We start from the raw sequence: 20,811 nt of genomic DNA on the forward strand, positions 1-20,811 counted from the left end.
ACCTTGATCTTCAGCGACCCTTGAATTGCGCGACGTTCGCGGCACGGGTCTGGTCTTGCGGTTCGCCGGCTACACCCAACCGCTCCCCGGTCTTGGCATCGAACAACAACACTTTCGACGGATCGAATTGCAGGGTCAGGGTTTCGCCCGGAGCCGGTGCAACGTCTGGTGCCAGACGGCAGCAGACTTTGGTTTCATTCAGATTGACGAACACCAGGGTGTCGGGACCGGTCGGTTCGGTGACCTGGACTTCCGCGCGGATGGTCGGCAAACCGTTCGGCTCGCCGTTCGCCAGTACGATCTGTTCAGGGCGCAAACCCAGGATCACTTCGCGGTCTTCGAGACCGGCGTCCTGCATGCCCAGCGGCAATTCACAACGAGCCTGGCCGCTGTCGAGCAGCGCGTAGAGACGACCGTCCTTGCGCTGCAAACGCAGGGGGATGAAGTTCATCGGCGGAGAACCGATGAAGCTCGCCACGAACAGGTTGGCCGGGTTGTTGTAGATGTCTTTCGGCGTGCCGAACTGCTGGATGATCCCGTCCTTCATCACCGCCACTTTGTCGCCCAGCGTCATCGCTTCGATCTGGTCGTGGGTCACGTAGACCGTGGTGGTTTTCAGGCGCTGGTGCATCAGCTTCATTTCGGTGCGCATCTCGACCCGCAGCTTGGCGTCGAGGTTGGACAGCGGTTCGTCGAACAGGTAAATCTTCGGCCGACGCGCCAGGGCACGGCCCATGGCCACGCGCTGTTGCTGACCACCGGAGAGCTGGCCGGGCTTGCGGTTGAGCAAGTGTTCGATCTGCAACAGCTTGGACACCCGCGCCACTTCCGTTTCGATATCGGCGGCGGGCATTTTGCGAATCTTCAAGCCGAAGGCGATGTTCTCGCGCACGCTCATGGTCGGGTACAGCGCGTAGGACTGGAACACCATGGCGATGTCGCGGTCTTTCGGGCTCATGCCGCTGACGTCCTGGTCATCGATCATGATCGCGCCGCCGGTGATGGTTTCCAGGCCGGCGATGCAATTCATCAGGGTCGATTTGCCGCAACCCGAAGGTCCGACTAGGATCAGGAACTCACCGTCCTTGATAGACAGATGGATGTCCTTGAGGGTGTCCGGCAAGCCTGGGCCATAAGTCTTGTTTACATTGCGAAGTTCGAGCGTAGCCATGATTACCCCTTGACTGCGCCGGCCGTCAGCCCGCGCACGAAATACTTGCCTGCGACCACATAGACCAGCAGGGTCGGCAGCCCGGCGATCATCGCCGCCGCCATATCAACGTTATATTCCTTGGCCCCGGTACTGGTATTGACCAGGTTGTTCAGCGCGACCGTGATGGGTTGCGAGTCACCGCTGGAGAACACCACGCCGAACAGGAAGTCGTTCCAGATCTGGGTGAACTGCCAGATCAGGCAGACCATGATGATCGGGGTGGACATCGGCAGGATGATCAGGCGGAAGATCGTGAAGAAACCCGCGCCATCGAGCCGCGCCGCCTTCACCAGCGCATCGGGAACGCTGACGTAGTAGTTACGGAAAAACAGCGTGGTGAACGCCAGGCCGTAGACCACGTGGACGAACACCAGGCCTGTGGTGGTGCTGGCCAGGCCCATCTTGCCGAGGGTGAACGAGGCTGGCAGCAGCACGGTCTGGAACGGCAGGAAGCAACCGAACAACAGCAGGCCGAAGAACAATTGCGAGCCGCGAAAGCGCCACATCGACAGCACATAGCCATTCAACGCACCGATGGCGGTGGAGATCAGCACCGCCGGAACGGTGATCTTGATCGAGTTCCAGAAATACCCGTCAACCGTGCCCCAGGCCTTGACCCAACCGATGCCACTGACCACGGTCGGCCAGCTCAGCAGGTTGCCGGTGTTTATATCTTCCGGCGTCTTGAAGCTGGTCAACAGCATGACCACCAGCGGTATCAGGTAAAGGAATACGGCGAGGATCAGCACGCCGTAAATCGCGATGCGACTCAGGCTGATGGAAGGTTTGGCAGCGAAACTAGTCATGACGCTTGGTCCTCAGCTCGGAGTACAGGTAAGGCACGATGATTGCGAGAATCGCACCGAGCATCAGAATCGCACTGGCCGAGCCCATGCCCATCTGGCCGCGACTGAAGGTGAAGGAGTACATGAACATCGCCGGCAAATCGGAGGAGTAACCCGGGCCGCCAGCCGTCATCGCCGCCACGAGGTCGAAACTCTTGATCGCGATGTGGGCCAGGATCATCACGGCGCTGAAGAACACCGGACGCAAGCTTGGCAACACCACTTTCAGGTAAATGCGCGGCATGCTCGCGCCATCGATCTGGGCGGCACGGATGATCGATTGATCAACGCCACGCAGGCCGGCGAGGAACATCGCCATGATGAAGCCCGAGGCTTGCCAGACCGCAGCAATCACCAGGCAATACACCACGCGATCCGGATCAATCAGCCAGTCCAGGCGGAAGCCTTCCCAGCCCCAGTCACGCAGCAATTTGTCCAGGCCCATGCCCGGGTTGAGCAGCCATTTCCAGGCGGTACCGGTGACGATCATCGAGAGCGCCATCGGGTACAGGTAAATGGTGCGAATGAAACCTTCGCGACGAATGCGCTGATCAAGAAACACGGCCAGCAGCACACCGATCACCAGGGTGATGCCGATGAACATGCCGCCGAAAAGCGCCAGGTTCTTGCTCGCCACCCACCAACGATCGTTGTCGAACAGCCGCTGGTATTGAGCCAGGCCTGCCCATTTGTAAGTCGGCAAAAAGGTCGAACTGGTGAACGACAGAACGAACGTCCACAGGATGTAGCCATAAAAGCCCACCAGAACGATGAACATGCTCGGCGCCAGCACCAGTTTAGGTAGCCAGCGTTGCAATGCATCGAACGGCGAGGCCTTGCTGAACACAGCAACAGAACTCATGGGGAAATCCAGTACGAGAGAAATTTACTTTGGAAATGCTGCCCCCTTGCAGGAGTGAGCCTGTTCGCGATCGCTGAGTGTCAGTCAGTCAGTGGATGTATCAACTGATACACCGCAATCGCGAGCAGGCTTGCTCCTACAGGGGCCAGGCATTACTTGGCAGACTTGACCGCGGCGCCGAGTTTCTTGGCGGCATCGGCAGGGTCGGCTTTCGGGTCGTTGATGTAGTTGGTCACCACATCAAAGAACGCACCCTGTACGGCCAGCGTGGTCGCCATGTTGTGCGCCATGCTCGGCTGCAGGCCGCCAGACTTGGCGTCTGCCAGGAAGTCCTTGGCAGCGGTCTGGGCGCAGGAGTCGAAACCGTACTTGCCCATGTCGCTCAGCATGTCGTTGCGAACCGGGATCGAGCCCTTGTTGATGCTGAAGACTTTCTGGAAGTTCTCACCCAGGACGATCTTGGCGATGTCCTGCTGACCGGCCGCAGTGCCCGCGTCTTTCTGCTTGAACACGGCCAGGGAGTCGATGTTGTAGGTGAAGGCCTTGTCGGTGCCCGGGAACGCTACGCACTCGTAGTCCTTGCCGGCGACTTTCCTGGCGGCGGTCCATTCGGACTTGGCCCAGTCACCCATGATCTGCATGCCGGCCTTGCCGTTGATGACTTTGGCCGCTTCCAGGTTCCAGTCCTGGCCTTTGCCGTCGACGTCCATATAGGTCGCGACTTTCTTCAGCTCGGTCAGCGCCTTGACCATTTCAGGACCGGTCAGCGCAGCGTTGTCGAGATCGACCAGGGCTTTCTTGTAGCCATCGACCCCCATGACCGAAAGCACCACGGCTTCGAACACGGTGCTGTCCTGCCAAGGCTGGCCGCCGTGGGCGAGCGCAATGAAGCCCGCAGCCTTGAGCTTGTCGCCGGCGGCGTAGAATTCTTCGAGGGTGGTCGGGTTTTTGGTGATGCCGGCTTTCTTGAAGACTTCCGGGTTGATCCACAGCCAGTTGACGCGGTGAATGTTCACCGGCACGGCCACGTAGTTACCCTCGTACTTCACAGTATCGGAGACTTTCTTGTCGAGCAGGCTGTCCCACTTCTCCGATTTGGCAACGTCTTTCAAGACGTCGGTGTCGAGCAGGCCGGTAGATGCCCATTCCTGGATGTCCGGACCTTTGATCTGCGCCACACCTGGCGGGTTGCCGGCAACGGCGCGGCTCTTGAGCACGGTCATGGCTGTAGCACCGCCACCACCGGCAACAGCGCCGTCCTTCCAGGTGAAGCCGTCTTTTTCGACTTGAGCCTTGAGCACATCGACCGCTGCTTTTTCACCACCCGACGTCCACCAGTGAACCACTTCCACGGAACCTTTGGATTCGGCGGCAAGCACACTGAGAGGGAGCGCAGACAGGGAGGCGAGAGAAATGACAGTAGCGAGGCGAGAAATCGCATTCATCTAGAAGTACCTTTCTTGTTGTTATGCATGCAAGTCTGGTGCTTGCGCTGCATAGGATTTTAAACAGGAGTTATCCCCTCGCAGGTAACGAAGGGACGCTTGAATGTCACCACATGGTTACACAGGAGCGCTCTGGGACAACGTCGCCAGAGCCGTGGCCAGGCTGGGCGCCAGGGGCAGTCGTGGAATCAGTACGGCTTGCCAGGCGTGATACAGATCAGGTTTACCCGCCCAGATATCGGCACTCGGGCGATTCTGCGGATCCAGTTCGTGATGCCAGCTGCCGTCGCAATGGTCGATGAAATGAGTGTCACAAAATTCCCAGAACAGCCGGTACCAGCGTTCGTATTGCTCATCGCCCGTGCGTTTGAGCAACGCGCTGGCGGCAGCGCTGGCCTCGCAATGGGTCCAGTGCAGACGGTGACGAACCACTGCACGGTTGCCCCAATCGAGGGTGTAGACAATCCCGGGCAGCCCGTCGATATCCCAGCCGTGACGGCAGTTGTGGTCGAAGAGTTTTTGCGCGTCAGTGGCCAGCCAGCCCGGCGTCAGCATGCCGGCCTGAACTCGCGCCGCTTCGAGGTGCAGTAGCAGGCGTGCCCATTCAAAACCGTGGCCCGGTGTGGTGCCGTAGGGGCGAAAACCGTCGGCCGGGTTGTCGTGGTTGTATTCGCGTAGCGGCTGCCAGTCGCGGTCAAAATGCTCGACCACCAGATAGTCATTAGCGGCGGCGTGACCGTGGATCACCCGCTCGACGATGCGCTGGGCGCGACATAGCCAACGGCTTTCTTCGGTGACATCGGCCAGCGCGAGGAAAGCTTCGGTGGCGTGCATGTTGCTGTTGGCGCCGCGGTACGCTTCTTCTTCGCTCCAGTCACGATTGAAGGATTCGCGCAGGGCACCCTCCTCCTCGCTCCAGAAACACGTGTCGATGATGTTGATCGCGTCATCGAGCAAGGCCTGTGCGCCGGGACGTTGTGCAACCACCGCAGAACTGGCGGCCAGGGCCACGAAGGCATGCAGATAAGCAGCCTTGCCGGTGTTGCCATCCAGCGCATGAGCGACTGCAAACCACCCCCCGTGCTCGGCATCGCGCAACGGGCCGCTGAGGGCCTGGACACCGTGATCCACCAACTCGGCAAACCCCGGCAAGCCCTGAATATGGGCCATGGCGAAGCTATGCGTCATGCGCGCAGTGTTCATGGTTTCAGCGCGGGCGTTGGCCGGCAGATGGCCTTTTTCATCGAGATTGCCGAAGCCGTCAGGAAGCTTTGAAGCCTTGGCGAACGCCAGCAGGCGCAGGCCTTCGGCGGCGAGCCATTGCTGGTGGGCAGGCGCGTTCAGCCAACTGCTGAAGGCCGGTTGGAAGGTGTCCATGGGGTGCCTTTTTTGTTGTTTTGACTGAGGGCAGTCTAAACAACGGGCGGGGACGGGCTTGTAACGAAGGGGGCGAGTTATGTCACCGATTTGTGACATTGGCTAAACGATGTGTTGAAAATCTGCTCGCCAATAACGATAACGCGGCATTACTAATCAACACTACGAGGCAACTGCAACGTCACCCGCAACCCACCCTCACGCAGGTTTTGCAGACTGACCTCGCCACCATGACTGTGCGCAATATTGCGCGCAATCCCCAACCCCAACCCATAACCCTGCTGCTGCCCGGCCAGACGGAAGTGCGGTTCAAACACCTGCTCCAGCCGTTGTTCCGGCACGCCTGGCCCTTCGTCATCGACATGAAGAATGAACGCGCTCTCGTCATCATCGATGTGCAAATGCGCGTTCTGCCCATACTTGAGGGCGTTGTCGATCAGGTTGCCAATGCAGCGTTTAAGCGCCAGCGGTTTTCCCGGATACGCCGCCAGCGCCCGCCCCTGCTGGGTCACGCGGCCATTGCCGTTAGGCGCCAGATACGGTTCCACCAGGCAATCGAGCACGTGGTTGAGGTCCACCGGTTCGATGTTTTCGTGAATGTCGGTGTCTTTCACGCATTGCAGCGCGCCTTTGACCAGCAACTCCAACTCATCCAGATCGCGCCCGAACTTGGCTTGCAGCTTCTCGTCTTCCAGCAATTCCACGCGCAGGCGCAAACGGGTAATGGGCGTGCGCAGGTCGTGGGAAATCGCGCTGAACAACTGGCTGCGTTCCGTCAGGTAACGGCTGATCCGTTCACGCATGGCGTTGAACGCACGCCCCACTTCGACCACTTCACTGCCGCCCCCCTCGGCCACCGGTTGCACATCGGCCCCCAGCGACATGTCCCGCGCGGCCCGCGCCAGGCGCTTGAGCGGACGGCTTTGCCAGTGCACCAGCAAGCCAATGAACAACAGCAAGAAGCTGCTGGTAAGGACGATGAACCAGACCTGTTGCGCCGGCAGGCCTTGTTCTTCAAGACTGGTGTAGGGCTCTGGCAACAATGACGCGATGTACAGCCATTCTCCCGGCGCCATCTGGATTTGCGTGACCAGCACGGGTGGATTGACCGGTTCGAGGGTCAACGCGTAGTGCGCCCAGGAGCGCGGCAACTCATCGAGTTTCAGCCCGCTGTTGAAGATCCGCAGGTCTTCAGGACTGACGAAAGTCACCGAGATATCCGTGTCATGGCCCAGGGATTCGCGCAACACCTGGTCCACCGCTTTGAGTACGGCTTCCTTGCGCGGGGTGATCGGCAGCACTTCCATGCCCAAGGGTTTGTCGTTGAGCGTCACCACGAAACGGGTGCCGCCCATGCTGCGCAACTGATCCAGAACCAACGGCCTGAAAGCGACGGGCAATGAGCGGAAGTAACTGACGCTGGCCGTCATCGAATGCGCCAGGCTGCGGGCAGCAGTGACCAGCCCTTCAAGCTGCGTGGCACGCAGTTGCGAGACCCAGATCACGCTCGACAACGTCTGCGCAAACAGCACCGCCAACAACGTCAGCAACAACATCCGCCCGAGCAGCGAACGGGGCATCGGCACGCGGGCGGCGAGCTTGCGCAGAAACTCAGTGGCCATTGCTGGCAACCACATTGGCTGCCAGTTGGTAGCCGCTACCGCGTACGGTGCGGATCAGACGTGGCGGCTTTTCGGTGTCACGCAGGCGTTGACGCAAGCGGCTGACCGCCATGTCGACGATGCGGTCCAGCGGCATCAGATCGCGCCCGCGGGTGGCGTTGCCGATGGTGTCACGGTCGAGGATTTCCTGCGGGTGATCGAGGAACAGTTTCAGCAGCGCGAAGTCGGCGCCAGACAGAATCACTTCTTCGCCATCGGTGTGGAACAGCCGATGGCTGACCATGTCGAGACGCCAGTCGTCGAACGCCAGTACTTCACCACCGTTACGCTCCTGACCGAATTGCGCACGACGCAACAAGGCTTTGATGCGCGCCTGCAATTCACGGGGGGTGAACGGTTTACCGAGGTAGTCGTCGGCTCCCAGTTCCAGGCCAATGACGCGGTCGGCCTCGTCGGAGCTGGCGGTGAGCATGATGATCGGCACCTGCGCCTGACGCGGGTGTTGGCGGATCCAGCGGCAAAGGCTGAAACCGTCTTCGTCGGGCAGCATCACGTCGAGGATCACCAGATCGCTCGGCGCTTCGTTCATCGCTTGGCGAAAGCCCGCGCCATCGGGCGTGGTGCGGACCTGGAAACCGGCGCGGGTCAGGTAGGTGTCCAGCAACTCGCGTATCTCTTGATCGTCATCGACCAACAAAATCGACCTGACTGAGCTCACGGGGCGGCGTCCTTGTTGTTTGAATTGGGCGGATTATGCCTTAAGCACCGATTTCACAAACACCACTCCTACAGGTTGAATGCATTTCAGGCCTGATCGAGCGCCACACCCGCACCCATCAACCCGGAATACGGCGCCGTCACCAGCCACACAGGGATGCCTTTGAAGTAATCGCTCATGCAACCCTTGTCGGCGAAGCACCGGGCGAAACCGCTTTCAAGGAAGAAATCGGCAAACCGTGGGATCACCCCACCAACGATGTACACGCCACCGCGCCCACCAATGGTCAGCACGTTGTTGCCAGCCACGCGGCCGAGCCAGCAGCAGAACTGCTCCAGCACTTCCAGGGCAATCGGGTCGCCGGCGAGCCCGGCAGCGGTGATCGCTTCTGGTGTTTCGAGCACCGGCGTGTGGCCGTCGACTGCACAAATCGCCCGGTAAACCCGTGGCAAGCCGCCGCCGCTCAACGCGGTTTCAGCGCTGACATGGCCGATCTCATTGAAGATGTGTTGCCACAATTGAGTTTCCCGCGGGCTGCTCAGCGGCAAATCAACATGACCGCCCTCCCCCGGCAACGCGGCAAAACGCCCGTCACCAAGGTCCAGCAATGTCCCGACGCCCAAGCCGGTGCCCGGGCCAATCACTACCGCTGGCCGCAACGGTTCCGGGGTGCCTTCGCAGACCACACGAAACTCGCCCGGCTGCAAACGGGTCATGCCCAGCGCCATCGCCGAGAAGTCGTTGACCAGCAGCAGTTGCTCGACCTGCAAGGTCTTGCAGAAACCCCTGCGGCTCAGGCGCCAGTGATTGTTGGTGAACCTGAATTCATCGCCACTCACGGGACCTGCCACCGACAGGCACACCGAGCCGATCGAACCCAACGCCAGACCGAGCCCGCTCAAGTAGAGGGCAATCGCCTCTTCCGGGCTGGCGTGGTCGGCCGTCGCCAGCACCTGGACCGACTCCAGCTGCTGGTTTTTCCACAACGCGAAACGAGCGTTGGTCCCACCGATGTCACCGACCAAAGCCAGTTTCAATTAAGCGTCTCCAGGGCAGAAGTAAAGGCGCTGGCGCCCTGCTCTGCGGAGCTGAAGGCCATGCGCATGAAACCAAACAGTTCACGTCCGCTGCCAATGTTATTGCCCAACAGGCCCTTGGCAGGTTCGCGCGCCGCGAATTCGTCGGCGTCCACCTTAAGCTCCAGGGTGCCTTCGACGCCATCGACGCGGATGATATCGCCCTCTTGCACCCGCGCCAAAGCGCCACCGACATACGCTTCGGGACTGACGTGGATCGCCGCCGGGATTTTCCCCGAGGCGCCGGACATGCGTCCGTCCGTGACTAATGCCACTTTGAAACCACGATCCTGCAGCACGCCAAGGAACGGCGTCATCTTGTGCAGCTCCGGCATGCCATTGGAACGCGGGCCCTGGAAGCGCATCACGGCGACAAAATCTTTCTCCAGCAGGCCGGCCTTGAAGGCGTCTGCCAGATCCTGCTGATCCTGGAACACCATGGCCGGTGCTTCGACGATCTGGTTTTCCAGCGCCACGGCCGAGACTTTCATCACGCCGCGACCGAGGTTGCCTTCCATCACCCGCAAGCCGCCCTCTGGCGAGAATGCACGGGCGACCGGGCGCAGGATGCTTTCGTCGAGGCTGTCGGTCACGCCTTCGCGCCAGACCAGTTCGCCGTTATCGAGGAACGGCTCCATGGTGTAGCGGCGCAGGCCGTGGCCGAGAACGGTGTTGACGTTTTCGTGCAACAACCCGGCATCCAGCAGTTCGCGGATCAGGAACGACATGCCGCCCGCCGCCTGGAAGTGGTTGATGTCGGCTTTGCCGTTCGGGTAGACGTGGCTCAGGGTCGGCACGACTTCGGAGAGGTCGGCCATGTCCTGCCAGGTCAACTGTATGCCCGCCGCCATGGCGATGGCCGGCATGTGCAAGGTGTGGTTGGTCGAGCCACCGGTGGCGTGCAGTGCCACGATGGAGTTGACCAGCGAACGCTCGTCGACGATTTCGCCAATCGGCATGAAGTCGCCATTCTGCTTGGTCAGGCGCGTGACCTGATGTGCCGCTTCGCGGGTCAGGGCATCGCGCAACGGCGTGTTCGGGTTGACGAAGGACGCGCCCGGCAAGTGCAGGCCCATCACTTCCATCAGCAATTGGTTAGTGTTGGCGGTGCCGTAGAACGTGCAGGTGCCAGGGCTGTGGTAGGAGTTCATTTCCGACTCCAGCAGCTCTTCGCGACTGGCCTTGCCTTCGGCATAGCGCTGACGCACATCGGCTTTCTGCTTGTTGGAAATGCCCGAGACCATCGGCCCGCCCGGCACAAAAATCGTCGGCAGATGACCGAAACGCAACGCCCCCATCATCAGGCCCGGCACGATCTTGTCGCAGATGCCGAGCATCAGCGCGCCGTCGAACATGTTGTGGGACAGCGCCACGGCGGTGGACATCGCGATCACTTCGCGGCTCGGCAGGCTCAGTTCCATGCCTGGCTCGCCCTGGGTCACGCCGTCGCACATGGCCGGAGTGCCGCCGGCGAACTGGCCGACCGAACCGATCTCGCGCAGCGCTCGCTTGATCTGCTCCGGAAAGACTTCGTACGGCTGATGCGCCGAGAGCATGTCGTTATATGACGAAACGATGGCGATGTTGGCGGAGTTCATCATCCGCAGGCTGTTCTTGTCTTCGGTGCCGCAACCCGCCACGCCGTGTGCGAAGTTGGCGCATTGCAGCTTGCCGCGCATCGGACCGTCGCTGGCCGCACCGCGAATCAGTGCAAGGTAGGCCTCACGCGTGGCGCGGCTACGGGCGATAAGCCGTTCAGTGACCTCAAGGACGCGGGGATGCATGTGTAGAACTCCAGGCTAACGGATGTGGCGACCTGATTGTCTATGCTGAACAAGGACCGTTGTGATTGGGATGACAGACGGTTTTCTTGATCGGTCGGACCAGTTGATTCAGGTCACTCGTTGTAGATTGAACAAAATATTGCCATTAAAAAGGCTTGTTTTCTATTTTTATGCGAATAATCTTGTAATTCCAACAACAAAACGACGGCGGCGCTGTAAATGACTCTTCGAATCGCAATCAATGGTTTTGGCCGGATCGGCCGCAACGTCCTGCGCGCACTGTATACCCAAGGCTATCGCCAGGATCTGCAGATCGTGGCCATCAACGATTTGGGAGACAGCGCGATCAACGCTCATCTGCTCAAGTACGACACTGTTCACGGCACGTTCGACGCCGATGTTCAACACGACGAGGAGAGCCTGACGGTCAATGGCGACCGTATTGCGGTCAGCGCCATTCGTAACCCGGCCGAGCTGCCCTGGGCTGCGGAAAAAATTGATGTGGTATTCGAATGCACCGGTTTGTTCACCGACCGCGCCAAAGCCGCCGCGCATATTACGGCCGGCGCACGCAAAGTCATCATCTCGGCACCGGCCAAGGGCGCCGACGCCACCGTGGTGTATGGGGTCAACCACGACATTTTGCGCCAGCATCACCAGATCATTTCCAACGCGTCGTGCACCACCAACTGCCTGGCGCCAGTGGCTCAAGTGCTGCACCGCGAATTGGGGATCGAAAGCGGTCTGATGACCACGATCCACGCCTACACCAACGACCAGAACCTGACCGACGTCTACCACACCGACCCGTACCGCGCCCGCTCCGCCACGCAGAACATGATCCCGAGCAAGACCGGTGCGGCTGAAGCCGTTGGCCTGGTGCTGCCGGAACTGGCGGGCAAACTGACCGGCATGGCCGTGCGTGTACCCGTGATCAACGTGTCGCTGGTGGACCTGACCGTGCAGTTGAAACGCGAAGCGTCGGCCGAAGAAGTGAATGCACTGCTCAAAGAAGCCAGCCAACACTCGAAGATTCTCGGTTACAACACCCTGCCGCTGGTTTCCAGTGACTTCAACCACAACCCGCTGTCGTCGATCTTCGACGCCAACCACACCAAATCCAGCGGCAAGTTGCTGAAGGTGCTGGCCTGGTACGACAACGAATGGGGCTTCTCCAACCGCATGCTCGATAACTGCCTGGCGCTGTGCAACGCAGAATAATCGTGGGGCAGCAACCGATGATCGGTATCAGCTTTATGCAAAAGACCATGGCGGCGCGCAAGCGCATTGCCTTGGTCGCCCACGACCACTGCAAGGTGTTTTTACTGGACTGGGCCGAGCGGCAAAAAGACCGACTTGCACAGCATGAATTGATCGCCACCGGCACCACGGGGTTGTTGTTGCAACAACGCCTGGATTTGCCAGTGGAGAGCATGATCAGCGGTCCGTTGGGCGGCGACCAGCAACTGGGGGCGCAAATCGCCGAGCAACGGGTCGACATGCTCGTGTTCTTCTGGGACCCGTTCGAACCACAGCCTCACGACCCGGACATCAAGGCGTTATTGCGCGTCGCGGCGGTCTGGAACATTGCGGTGGCCTGCAACGAATGCAGCGCCGATTACCTGCTCAGTAGCCCCTTGATGGATCAGGCACACGAACATCGAATACCCGATTATTCGACCTATCTGCTCGGCCGCGCCTGAAACTTCTACCTGTTTGCGGAACAATCTTGAATCTGCATCCTGGATGCCCGCCTGACTTAAAAGCGCCCCACCTGCGGGCGCTTGTTTCAGCAGCCCCCATGCCTCACCCTGCCCAACGGCCGGAATCACTACCGAGAATCTCCTGAATCCACAGTCTTTTCAGGGCTTTTTCCTGCGCAAACGTTCACCTGCTACCGTTCGTCGGCATCCGTTCATGCAATCGTCACACGGCGCCGATGTGCATTGAATGGCGCTGAATGGATTTGGCGTACCGAGTCGATCGTGACTCCTTGCCAACACATCATCCATTTGTGAGTTCGCCCTATGTTCGACTCTCTCTCTATCCGTCTGAAAATCGTTTTGCTGTCTGGTCTGTGTCTGCTCGGCGTGGTCGTCTTGATCGTCGGCATGAACATTTACCAGACCAATCAGAACGATGATCTGGTCAACGCCTCCAGCAGCAAGATGCTCACCGACAGCGTTCAGAACCTGCTGCAAGCCAAGGCCGCTGAACAGGCCGTGCGAGTGCAGAAGACCTTTGGCGAAACCCTGACGGTGGTGACCGCCCTGGCGGACCAGATCAAGGACATGCGCAACATGGCCGCCAAGCGTTCCATTGAAGCCGGCGCCCTGCGTGAAGAGTTGAACCAGAGCATCAAGACCGCGTTCGAGCGCAACGGCAAGGTGTTGGGCGTCTGGCTGGCGTTCGAGCCCAATGGCCTGGATGGCAAGGACAGCGAGTTCGTCAATGATGCGGTCCGCCAGTCCAACGAAGCCGGGCGTTTCGCCACGTACTGGAGTCGTGCCGGAGGCGAGGTGCTCAACACGATCATGGTCGAAGAGGACATGAACAAAACCACCCTGAACCTCAGCGGTACGCCCTACAACGTCTGGTACACCTGCCCGCGCGACAGCAAGCGTACCTGCCTGCTTGACCCCTACGCCGATACCATTGGCACTGAAAAAAAAGAAGTGTTGATGACCACCATTTCCGTGCCGCTGCTGGTGGATGGCAAGTCCATTGGCGTGGTCGGTGTCGACATTGCCCTCGATGCGCTGCAAGCAGCGGCGGTCGATTCCCAGCGTGAACTGTTCAACAGCGCCGGGCACATGCTGATCGTCTCCGGCACCGGCGTGCTGGCGGCTAACAGTGTCGACGCCGGCAAAGTCGGCAAGTCTATCGGCGAAACCCTGGGCGCGGACGGCAAGGACATTCTGCAATTGCTCAGTGGTGGTGCACCGAAGATTTTGCAGCAAGGCGACCTGATTCGCGCGGTGTACCCGGTCAGCCCGATTGCCGATGCGAAAGCCTGGGCCGTGGTGATCGACCTGCCTAAGCAAGTGTTGCTGGCCGACTCGGTGAAACTGCAAGCCGTGCTCGATGACGCCCAACAAAGCGGCACGATCAAAACGCTGCTGGTCTCTGTCATTGCCGGTCTGGTCGGTTTGTTGCTGACCTGGCTCACCGCCTCGGGCGTGACCCGGCCGATCAACAGCGTGGCCGAGATGCTCAAGGCGATTGCCAGCGGCGACGGCGACCTGACCCAGCGTTTGCACTACACCAAGAAAGACGAATTGGGCGAACTGGTCAGCTGGTTCAACCGCTTCCTCGACAAGCTGCAACCGACCATTGCGCAGATCAAGCAAAGCATCACCGACGCCCGTGGCACCGCCGACCAGTCTTCGGAAATCGCCCGTCAGACCAGCGAAGGCATGCAGGTGCAGTTCCGCGAAATCGACCAGGTCGCCACCGCGTCCAACGAAATGAGCGCCACCGCCCACGACGTGGCCAACAGTGCCTCGAACGCGGCCAATGCCGCCAAAGGGGCCGACCAGTCGGCACGCGACGGCATGCAGATCATCGAGCGCAGTACCCGCGACATCAATCAACTGGCCGACGAAGTCAGCAAAGCCGTGACCGAAGTCGAAGCGCTGGCGGTCAACAGCGAGCAGATCGGTTCGGTGCTGGAAGTGATCCGCAGCATTGCCGAACAGACCAACCTGCTGGCGCTCAACGCTGCGATTGAAGCGGCCCGTGCCGGTGAGAGCGGTCGCGGCTTTGCGGTGGTGGCCGATGAAGTACGCAACCTGGCCAAACGCACCCAGGACTCGGTGGAAGAAATTCGCCAGGTGATCGAACGCATCCAGAGCGGCACACGCGGCGTGGTCGCCACCATGCATTCGAGCCAGACCCAGGCCCACAACAACGCCGGACAAATCCAGCAAGCGGTCCAGGCCTTGGGCAAAATCAGTGACGCGGTGACGGTGATCAGCGACATGAACCTGCAAATCGCCAGCGCCGCCGAACAGCAAAGCGCCGTGGCCGAAGAGGTCAACCGCAACGTCTCGGCGATCCGCACCGTCACCGAAACCCTGACCGGCCAGGCCACCGAATCGGCGCAGATCAGCAGCCAGCTCAACTCGCTGACGACCCACCAGATGAAACTGATGGACCAGTTCCGGGTTTAAGGCTTCACCTCGCTCCCACAAGGGCGGCCAGTATTGAAGCTGCCATCATCGTTTCATCCGGCCAGCCAGTTTTTTGAACTATGATCGGGCTCTCGTTCCGGAGGGCCTTCGATGACTGATCTACTCACGTCCATTCAAACCGCACTCGGCTTGCCCCACACCCCCATCCCCTTTACGTCGAACGGCGCCCTGCCCTCGGCGTTTGCCGTGACCGACCTCGCCTGTGCCAGCATCGCTGCGGCCGGGCAGGCGGTCAGCGCGTTATTGCTGCAACACACCGGTCGCTTGCCCGGGGTTGAAGTCGACCGCCGTCTCGCCTCTTTCTGGTTCGCCACCTCGATCCGACCCATCGGCTGGAGCGTTCCGCCGCTATGGGACCCGATTGCCGGTGACTACGCGACGAAGGACGGCTGGATCCGCCTGCACACCAACGCGCCCCATCACCGCGCCGCGGCTGAAAGCGTGCTCGGCGCCTGCGCCGACCGTGCAGCGATGGCGAGCAACGTGGCGCAATGGGCCAGCAGTGGTCTGGAACAGGCCGTCGTCGACGCCGGAGGATGCGCCGCCGAGATGCGCACCTGGGCGCAATGGCAGCAACACCCACAAGGTGTGGCCGTGAACGCCGAGCCGTTGATCCAGTTCAGTGGCGACAGCGATCAACCGGCGAAACCGTGGCAAGGCTCCGTGGCCCAGCCGCTGGCCGGGATCAAGGTTTTGGACCTGACCCGCGTGCTGGCCGGTCCGGTCGCCAGTCGTTTTCTCGCCGGCCTCGGTGCGGATGTGCTGCGCATCGACCCACCGACCTGGAACGAACCCGGCGTAGTGCCGGAAGTCACCCTGGGCAAACGCTGCGCGCGCCTGGATCTGCACAACCCCGATGAACGCGCGGTGTTCGAAACGCTGCTCAAAGAGGCTGACATTCTCCTGCACGGCTACCGCGCCGATGCACTGGAGCGCATGGGTTACGGGGCTGGCGAACGCCGGAGACTGGCGCCGGGGCTGATCGATGTCAGTCTCAATGCATACGGCTGGAGCGGGCCGTGGCAGAACCGCCGCGGTTTCGACAGTTTGGTGCAAATGAGCAGCGGGATTGCCGATGCCGGGATGCGCTGGAAAAACGCGGACAAGCCGACGCCGTTGCCGGTGCAGGCACTCGACCACGCGACCGGGTATTTGATGGCGGCGGCAGCAATCAGGTTGTTGGGGCGCGAGGGTTCGGCGCGGCTTTCGTTGGCGCGTACAGCAAAGTTGCTGATTGAAAATGGCCCGGGAACGGCCCAGGCATTACGGGCGGAGGATGACAACGACCAAGGGCTGGTGGTTGAGCAGACACCTTGGGGACCGGCGCATCGGCTGCATGTGCCGCTGAGAATAACCGGCACTCCGTTGCAGTGGGCACTGCCGGCAACTGAATTGGGATCCCATCGCGCGCAGTGGTGGTGATGGCTCGCGATGAGGCCAGCAGAGTCAATACAAATCCCGGATCAGCTCAATCCATCCGGTTCAGCGATGTCCAAAGCAACTGCGCCGCATACCCTCGACAAGGTCGCCACGCCTCGGCGCGCAACAGCAATTCGCGCGCCGTCACCGGCCTTTGCTCGAGTGCCGCCAACGCCTTGATCAACCCCACATCCCCGGACGGAAACGCATCCGCCTCACGCAGCTGACGCAAGGCAATGTACTGCGCCGTCCAGTCGCCAATGCCGTGCAACGCCGACAACCGCGCCACACAGCCCTCCCGCCCCGGCGCAAACAACAGCGGATCATCCAGCAACGCCTGAGCCACGCCCGACAACGTCCGCCCCCGACTTTTCGGCATGCCCAACGTCGCCAGCTCCGCCTGCGCCAACACTTCAGGCCCAGGAAACACATGGCTCAAACCCGCCAGCCGCGACGACAACGGCGCACCATACTGCGCAACCAACTTACCCGCCAACCGAATCGCCGCCCCCACGGTAATCTGCTGCCCCAGCACGGCCCGAATCGCCAGTTCCAGCCCATCCCAGGCCCCCGGCACCCGCAAGCCCGGACGCTCGGCAATCAAGCGTTCCATTAACGGGTCCCGCTTCAACTGCCGATGAATCGACGGCAAATCCGCGTCCAGATCAAACATCCGTCGCACGCGCGCCACGATCTCGGGCACCGCCGACTCCTGCGCAAAATCCAGCGTCAGCTCAAGCGCATCACCGCCCGCCGGCCCGATCGAAAACGTGCCGTGAACACCGTTCAACCCGATGCTGCGCGAGTACACTCCATCGGTCACGATTTCCATGCCGGCCACCGCCCGCACCGACAAGAACTGCAACATCGCCACCCAGTCATAGGGCGGTTGATACGCCAGCAACAACCTCACAACGACAGCAAACCGCTGTACAACCCATATGCAGCCAACCCGGCACCAATCAGGACACCGGTAAAAATGCCCTTCTCTACATGAGTGAACAATGGCTCGCCCTGCTCATGCTTGGCCTTGGCAAACAGAATCACCCCCGGCGCATACAGCAGCGCCGACAGCAGCAGGTATTTGACCCCGCCGGCATACAGCAACCACACCGCATACCCCAGCGCGATTCCGCCGATCATCAGGTCTTTGGTGCGCTCGGCACTGGCGTGTTCGTAGGTTTCACCGCGCCCGCTCAACAACACCGCATACGCCGCCGACCACAGGTACGGCACCAGAATCATTGAGGACGCAAGGTAGATCAGGCTGGTGTAAGTGCCGGCGGAAAACAGCGTGATCAGCAGGAACAACTGGATCATCACGTTGGTCAGCCACAGGGCGTTGACCGGCACATGGTTGGCGTTTTCCTTTTTCAGGAAGGCCGGCATGGTGTTGTCCTTCGCCGTGGCGAACAGGATCTCGGCACACAGCAGCGCCCATGACAGCAACGCCCCCAACAGCGAAATCGCCAGGCCGACACTGATCAGCAACGCGCCCCAAGGCCCGACGATGTGTTCCAGCACCGCTGCCAGTGACGGGTTCTGCAGGTTGGCCAATTGCGGCTGGCTCATGATCCCCAGCGACAACACATTCACCAGCACCAACAACGCCAGCACCCCGAGAAAACCGATGACCGTTGCCCGGCCGACGTCCGAACGTTTCTCCGCGCGCGCCGAATACACACTGGCGCCCTCAATGCCGATGAACACGAACACTGTCACCAGCATCATGTTGCGCACCTGGTCCATCACCCCGCCGAAACTCGGGTTGCTACGGCCCCAGATGTCCCGGGTAAAAATGTCGGCCTTGAAGGCGACGGCGGCGATGACGATGAACATGATCAGCGGCACGATCTTGGCCACGGTGGTCACCTGGTTGATGAACGCCGCCTCCTTGATCCCGCGCATCACCAGAAAATGCACGGCCCACAGCAGCACCGAAGCGCAGCCGATGGCAATCGGCGTGTTGCCCTGGCCAAAGACCGGAAAGAAATAACCGAGGGTGCTGAACAGCAACACGAAATAACCGACGTTGCCGAGCCAGGCACTGATCCAGTATCCCCAGGCCGACGAGAATCCCATGTAGTCACCGAATCCCGCCTTGGCGTAGGCGTACACCCCGGAGTCCAGTTCGGGTTTGCGATTGGCCAGGGTCTGGAAGACGAACGCCAGGGTCAGCATGCCGACAGCAGTAATGGCCCAGCCGATCAGCACCGCCCCCGCGTCGGCCCGCGCGGCCATGTTCTGCGGCAAGGAAAAGATGCCGCCGCCAATCATCGACCCCACCACCAGGGCGATCAGTGCGCTCAGGCGTAGCTTTTGCGTGGGTTGTGACATTCCTGCATCTCCATTTTTGTCCACAGTCGGCCAAGGGCTGTCATGATTTTGAAACCTTCACAGGGTTGGCTTAACTAAATAGATACAGCGTAATAACGTTTATTAGATAAAGCCATTTCGAGCACGGTTATTTATAACCGATCACTCTATAGGCGTCATGGCAAAGAGTGATTTTGTCGATAAATCCCGACAAATCAATTCCACCCTGGAAACGACTGCCAAATAGTTGCGGAAACGCCAAAACAAACTAATTTAAAGATCGCAAGCCAAACTCTCTTATTTCGGATAGCTCTGAGTGAGCCGTCTGGATTAGGCTTCTGCGGCAATCCGTGTGTGGCCGGAGCAATATCCAAAAGTCTTTATTTAACAATGGAATGTGCCAATGCACTGATCTAAGTCAGATATTTGAACAGCTAACAGAACTACTCTGTTGTCTCTCTTCTCCTGCACTGGAGTCATGCGATGTCTGAATCCCCCGGAAAACTGAAACTCGGCGCATTGGTTGCACTGGTTGTTGGCTCAATGATTGGTGGCGGGATCTTTTCCTTGCCACAAAACATGGCCGCCAGTGCGGACGTTGGCGCGGTCCTGATCGGCTGGGCCATTACCGCTGTCGGCATGCTCACGCTGGCCTTCGTCTTTCAGACCCTGGCCAACCGCAAGCCTGATCTGGATGGCGGGGTGTACGCCTACGCCAAGGCCGGTTTCGGCGACTACATGGGTTTCTCTTCCGCCTGGGGGTACTGGATCAGTGCCTGGCTGGGCAACGTCGGCTACTTCGTTCTGCTGTTCAGCACCCTCGGCTACTTCTTCCCCATTTTTGGCGAAGGTAATACGGTCGCGGCCATCATCGGTGCATCGGTCCTGCTCTGGGGTGTGCATTTCCTCGTATTGCGCGGGATCAAGGAAGCGGCGTTCATCAACCTGGTGACCACGGTCGCCAAAATCGTGCCGCTGCTGCTGTTTGTGCTGATCGCGATTTTCGCCTTCAAACTGGACATCTTCACCGCCGACATCTGGGGTTTGAAAAACCCGGACCTGGGCAGCGTGATGAATCAGGTGCGCAAAATGATGCTGGTCACCGTCTGGGTGTTCATCGGCATCGAGGGCGCGAGCATTTTCTCGGCCCGCGCAGAAAAACGCACCGACGTCGGTAAAGCCACCGTCATCGGTTTCATCACCGTGCTGCTGTTCCTGGTGCTGGTGAACGTATTGTCCCTGGGGATCATGACCCAACCTGAACTGGCCAAGCTGCAGAACCCGTCGATGGCGGCCGTGCTGGAGCATGTGGTCGGTCATTGGGGCGCGGTGCTGATCAGCGTCGGTCTGATCATCTCGCTGCTGGGGGCCTTGCTGTCGTGGGTGCTGCTGTGTGCGGAGATCATGTTCGCCGCCGCCAAGGACCACACCATGCCGGAGTTCCTGCGCAAGGAGAACGCCAACCACGTGCCGGTCAACGCCCTGTGGCTGACCAACGCAATGGTGCAGCTGTTCCTGGTCATCACCCTGTTTTCGGCCAGTACTTACCTGTCGCTGATCTACCTCGCCACTTCGATGATCCTGGTGCCCTACCTGTGGTCGGCGGCTTATGCACTGTTGCTGGCGGTACGCGGTGAGAGCTACGAAGTCGACAAGGCCGATCGCTCCAAGGACCTGTTCATCGCCGGCGTCGCGGTGATCTACGCCGTCTGGCTGGTCTACGCCGGCGGCACCAAATACCTGCTGTTGTCCGCCCTGCTCTATGCGCCCGGCGTGATCCTGTTCGCCAAGGCCAAGCGAGAACTGGGCAAACCTGTTTTCACCAACGTCGAGAAGCTGATTTTTGCAGCCGTGATCATAGGTGCCGTGGTAGCGGCCTATGGACTGTATTCCGGCTTCCTGACCCTGTAACACCTGAATAATTTGTCATCTGGAGGATCA

15 protein-coding genes and 2 pseudogenes are annotated in these 20,811 nt (G+C 60.1%); 6 read left to right on the top strand and 11 right to left on the bottom strand.

Going from position 1 to position 20,811, the window contains the following annotated elements; translation table 11 throughout:
• Window positions 1-10: 10 nt before the first annotated feature.
• The 9 genes from J2X66_RS14565 to edd form a co-directional block, all read right to left on the bottom strand.
• Window positions 11-1,171: an ABC transporter ATP-binding protein gene (locus tag J2X66_RS14565; protein ID WP_310265461.1), complete on the bottom strand. Its 1,161-nt coding sequence runs from the start codon at window positions 1,169-1,171 to the stop codon at window positions 11-13.
• A gap of 2 nt (window positions 1,172-1,173) precedes the next feature.
• Window positions 1,174-2,019, bottom strand: coding sequence for a carbohydrate ABC transporter permease (locus J2X66_RS14570; RefSeq protein ID WP_027922971.1), 846 nt, complete (start codon window positions 2,017-2,019; stop codon window positions 1,174-1,176).
• Entirely contained in the window at window positions 2,012-2,920 is a 909-nt protein-coding gene (locus tag J2X66_RS14575) for a carbohydrate ABC transporter permease (protein ID WP_027922970.1), read from the bottom strand. Before J2X66_RS14575 ends, J2X66_RS14570 begins: the two co-directional genes overlap by 8 nt.
• Before the next feature lie 152 nt (window positions 2,921-3,072).
• Window positions 3,073-4,365, bottom strand: coding sequence for an ABC transporter substrate-binding protein (locus J2X66_RS14580; protein ID WP_310265466.1), 1,293 nt, complete (start codon window positions 4,363-4,365; stop codon window positions 3,073-3,075).
• Window positions 4,366-4,482: 117 nt separating this feature from the next.
• Entirely contained in the window at window positions 4,483-5,742 is a 1,260-nt protein-coding gene (locus tag J2X66_RS14585) for an AGE family epimerase/isomerase (protein ID WP_310265468.1), read from the bottom strand.
• Between the two features lie 152 nt (window positions 5,743-5,894).
• Complete coding sequence (locus J2X66_RS14590) at window positions 5,895-7,364, bottom strand: ATP-binding protein (RefSeq protein WP_310265470.1); 1,470 nt, start codon at window positions 7,362-7,364, stop codon at window positions 5,895-5,897.
• Window positions 7,354-8,082 carry a response regulator transcription factor gene (locus J2X66_RS14595; protein ID WP_310265473.1) on the bottom strand — a complete coding sequence of 243 codons (729 nt, stop codon included), beginning with the start codon at window positions 8,080-8,082 and terminating at the stop codon, window positions 7,354-7,356. Before J2X66_RS14595 ends, J2X66_RS14590 begins: the two co-directional genes overlap by 11 nt.
• A gap of 86 nt (window positions 8,083-8,168) precedes the next feature.
• Complete coding sequence (locus J2X66_RS14600; RefSeq protein ID WP_310265475.1) at window positions 8,169-9,119, bottom strand: glucokinase; 951 nt, start codon at window positions 9,117-9,119, stop codon at window positions 8,169-8,171.
• Complete coding sequence (gene edd, locus J2X66_RS14605) at window positions 9,116-10,942, bottom strand: phosphogluconate dehydratase (protein ID WP_310265477.1); 1,827 nt, start codon at window positions 10,940-10,942, stop codon at window positions 9,116-9,118. The genes J2X66_RS14600 and edd overlap by 4 nt, the downstream gene beginning before the upstream one ends.
• A gap of 219 nt (window positions 10,943-11,161) precedes the next feature.
• Between edd and gap the strand changes: the two genes are divergently transcribed.
• The 5 genes and pseudogenes from gap (at window position 11,162) to J2X66_RS14625 (ending at window position 16,557) form a co-directional block, all read left to right on the top strand.
• Window positions 11,162-12,163 (top strand): type I glyceraldehyde-3-phosphate dehydrogenase, encoded by a 1,002-nt coding sequence (gap, locus tag J2X66_RS14610; protein WP_310265479.1) that lies wholly within the window; start codon window positions 11,162-11,164, stop codon window positions 12,161-12,163.
• Between the two features lie 17 nt (window positions 12,164-12,180).
• Window positions 12,181-12,645: a methylglyoxal synthase gene (locus tag J2X66_RS14615; protein WP_310265481.1), complete on the top strand. Its 465-nt coding sequence runs from the start codon at window positions 12,181-12,183 to the stop codon at window positions 12,643-12,645.
• 597 nt (window positions 12,646-13,242) lie between these two features.
• Window positions 13,243-14,208, top strand: a pseudogene (locus J2X66_RS30210) (chemotaxis protein); the annotation flags it as partial.
• A 378-nt stretch (window positions 14,209-14,586) separates the two neighbouring features.
• Window positions 14,587-15,114 (top strand): annotated as a pseudogene (locus J2X66_RS30215) (methyl-accepting chemotaxis protein); the annotation flags it as partial.
• 111 nt (window positions 15,115-15,225) lie between these two features.
• Window positions 15,226-16,557, top strand: a complete 1,332-nt coding sequence (locus tag J2X66_RS14625; RefSeq protein WP_310265484.1) for a CoA transferase — start codon at window positions 15,226-15,228, stop codon at window positions 16,555-16,557.
• 46 nt (window positions 16,558-16,603) lie between these two features.
• On the opposite strand, the gene J2X66_RS14630 is transcribed toward J2X66_RS14625, so the two are convergent.
• Window positions 16,604-17,467: a DNA-3-methyladenine glycosylase gene (locus J2X66_RS14630; protein ID WP_310265486.1), complete on the bottom strand. Its 864-nt coding sequence runs from the start codon at window positions 17,465-17,467 to the stop codon at window positions 16,604-16,606.
• The gene (gene arcD, locus J2X66_RS14635) at window positions 17,464-18,891 is read right to left on the bottom strand and encodes an arginine-ornithine antiporter (protein WP_310265488.1); all 1,428 of its coding nucleotides are present in this window, start codon (window positions 18,889-18,891) and stop codon (window positions 17,464-17,466) included. The genes J2X66_RS14630 and arcD (J2X66_RS14635) overlap by 4 nt, the downstream gene beginning before the upstream one ends.
• A gap of 462 nt (window positions 18,892-19,353) precedes the next feature.
• Between arcD (J2X66_RS14635) and arcD (J2X66_RS14640) the strand changes: the two genes are divergently transcribed.
• On the top strand, window positions 19,354-20,781 hold the full coding sequence (arcD, locus tag J2X66_RS14640) for an arginine-ornithine antiporter (RefSeq protein ID WP_310265489.1): 1,428 nt from the start codon (window positions 19,354-19,356) through the stop codon (window positions 20,779-20,781).
• Window positions 20,782-20,811 lie beyond the last annotated feature (30 nt).

Source organism: Pseudomonas sp. 3296 (genome assembly GCF_031456615.1).
Lineage (GTDB): Bacteria > Pseudomonadota > Gammaproteobacteria > Pseudomonadales > Pseudomonadaceae > Aquipseudomonas > Aquipseudomonas mucoides.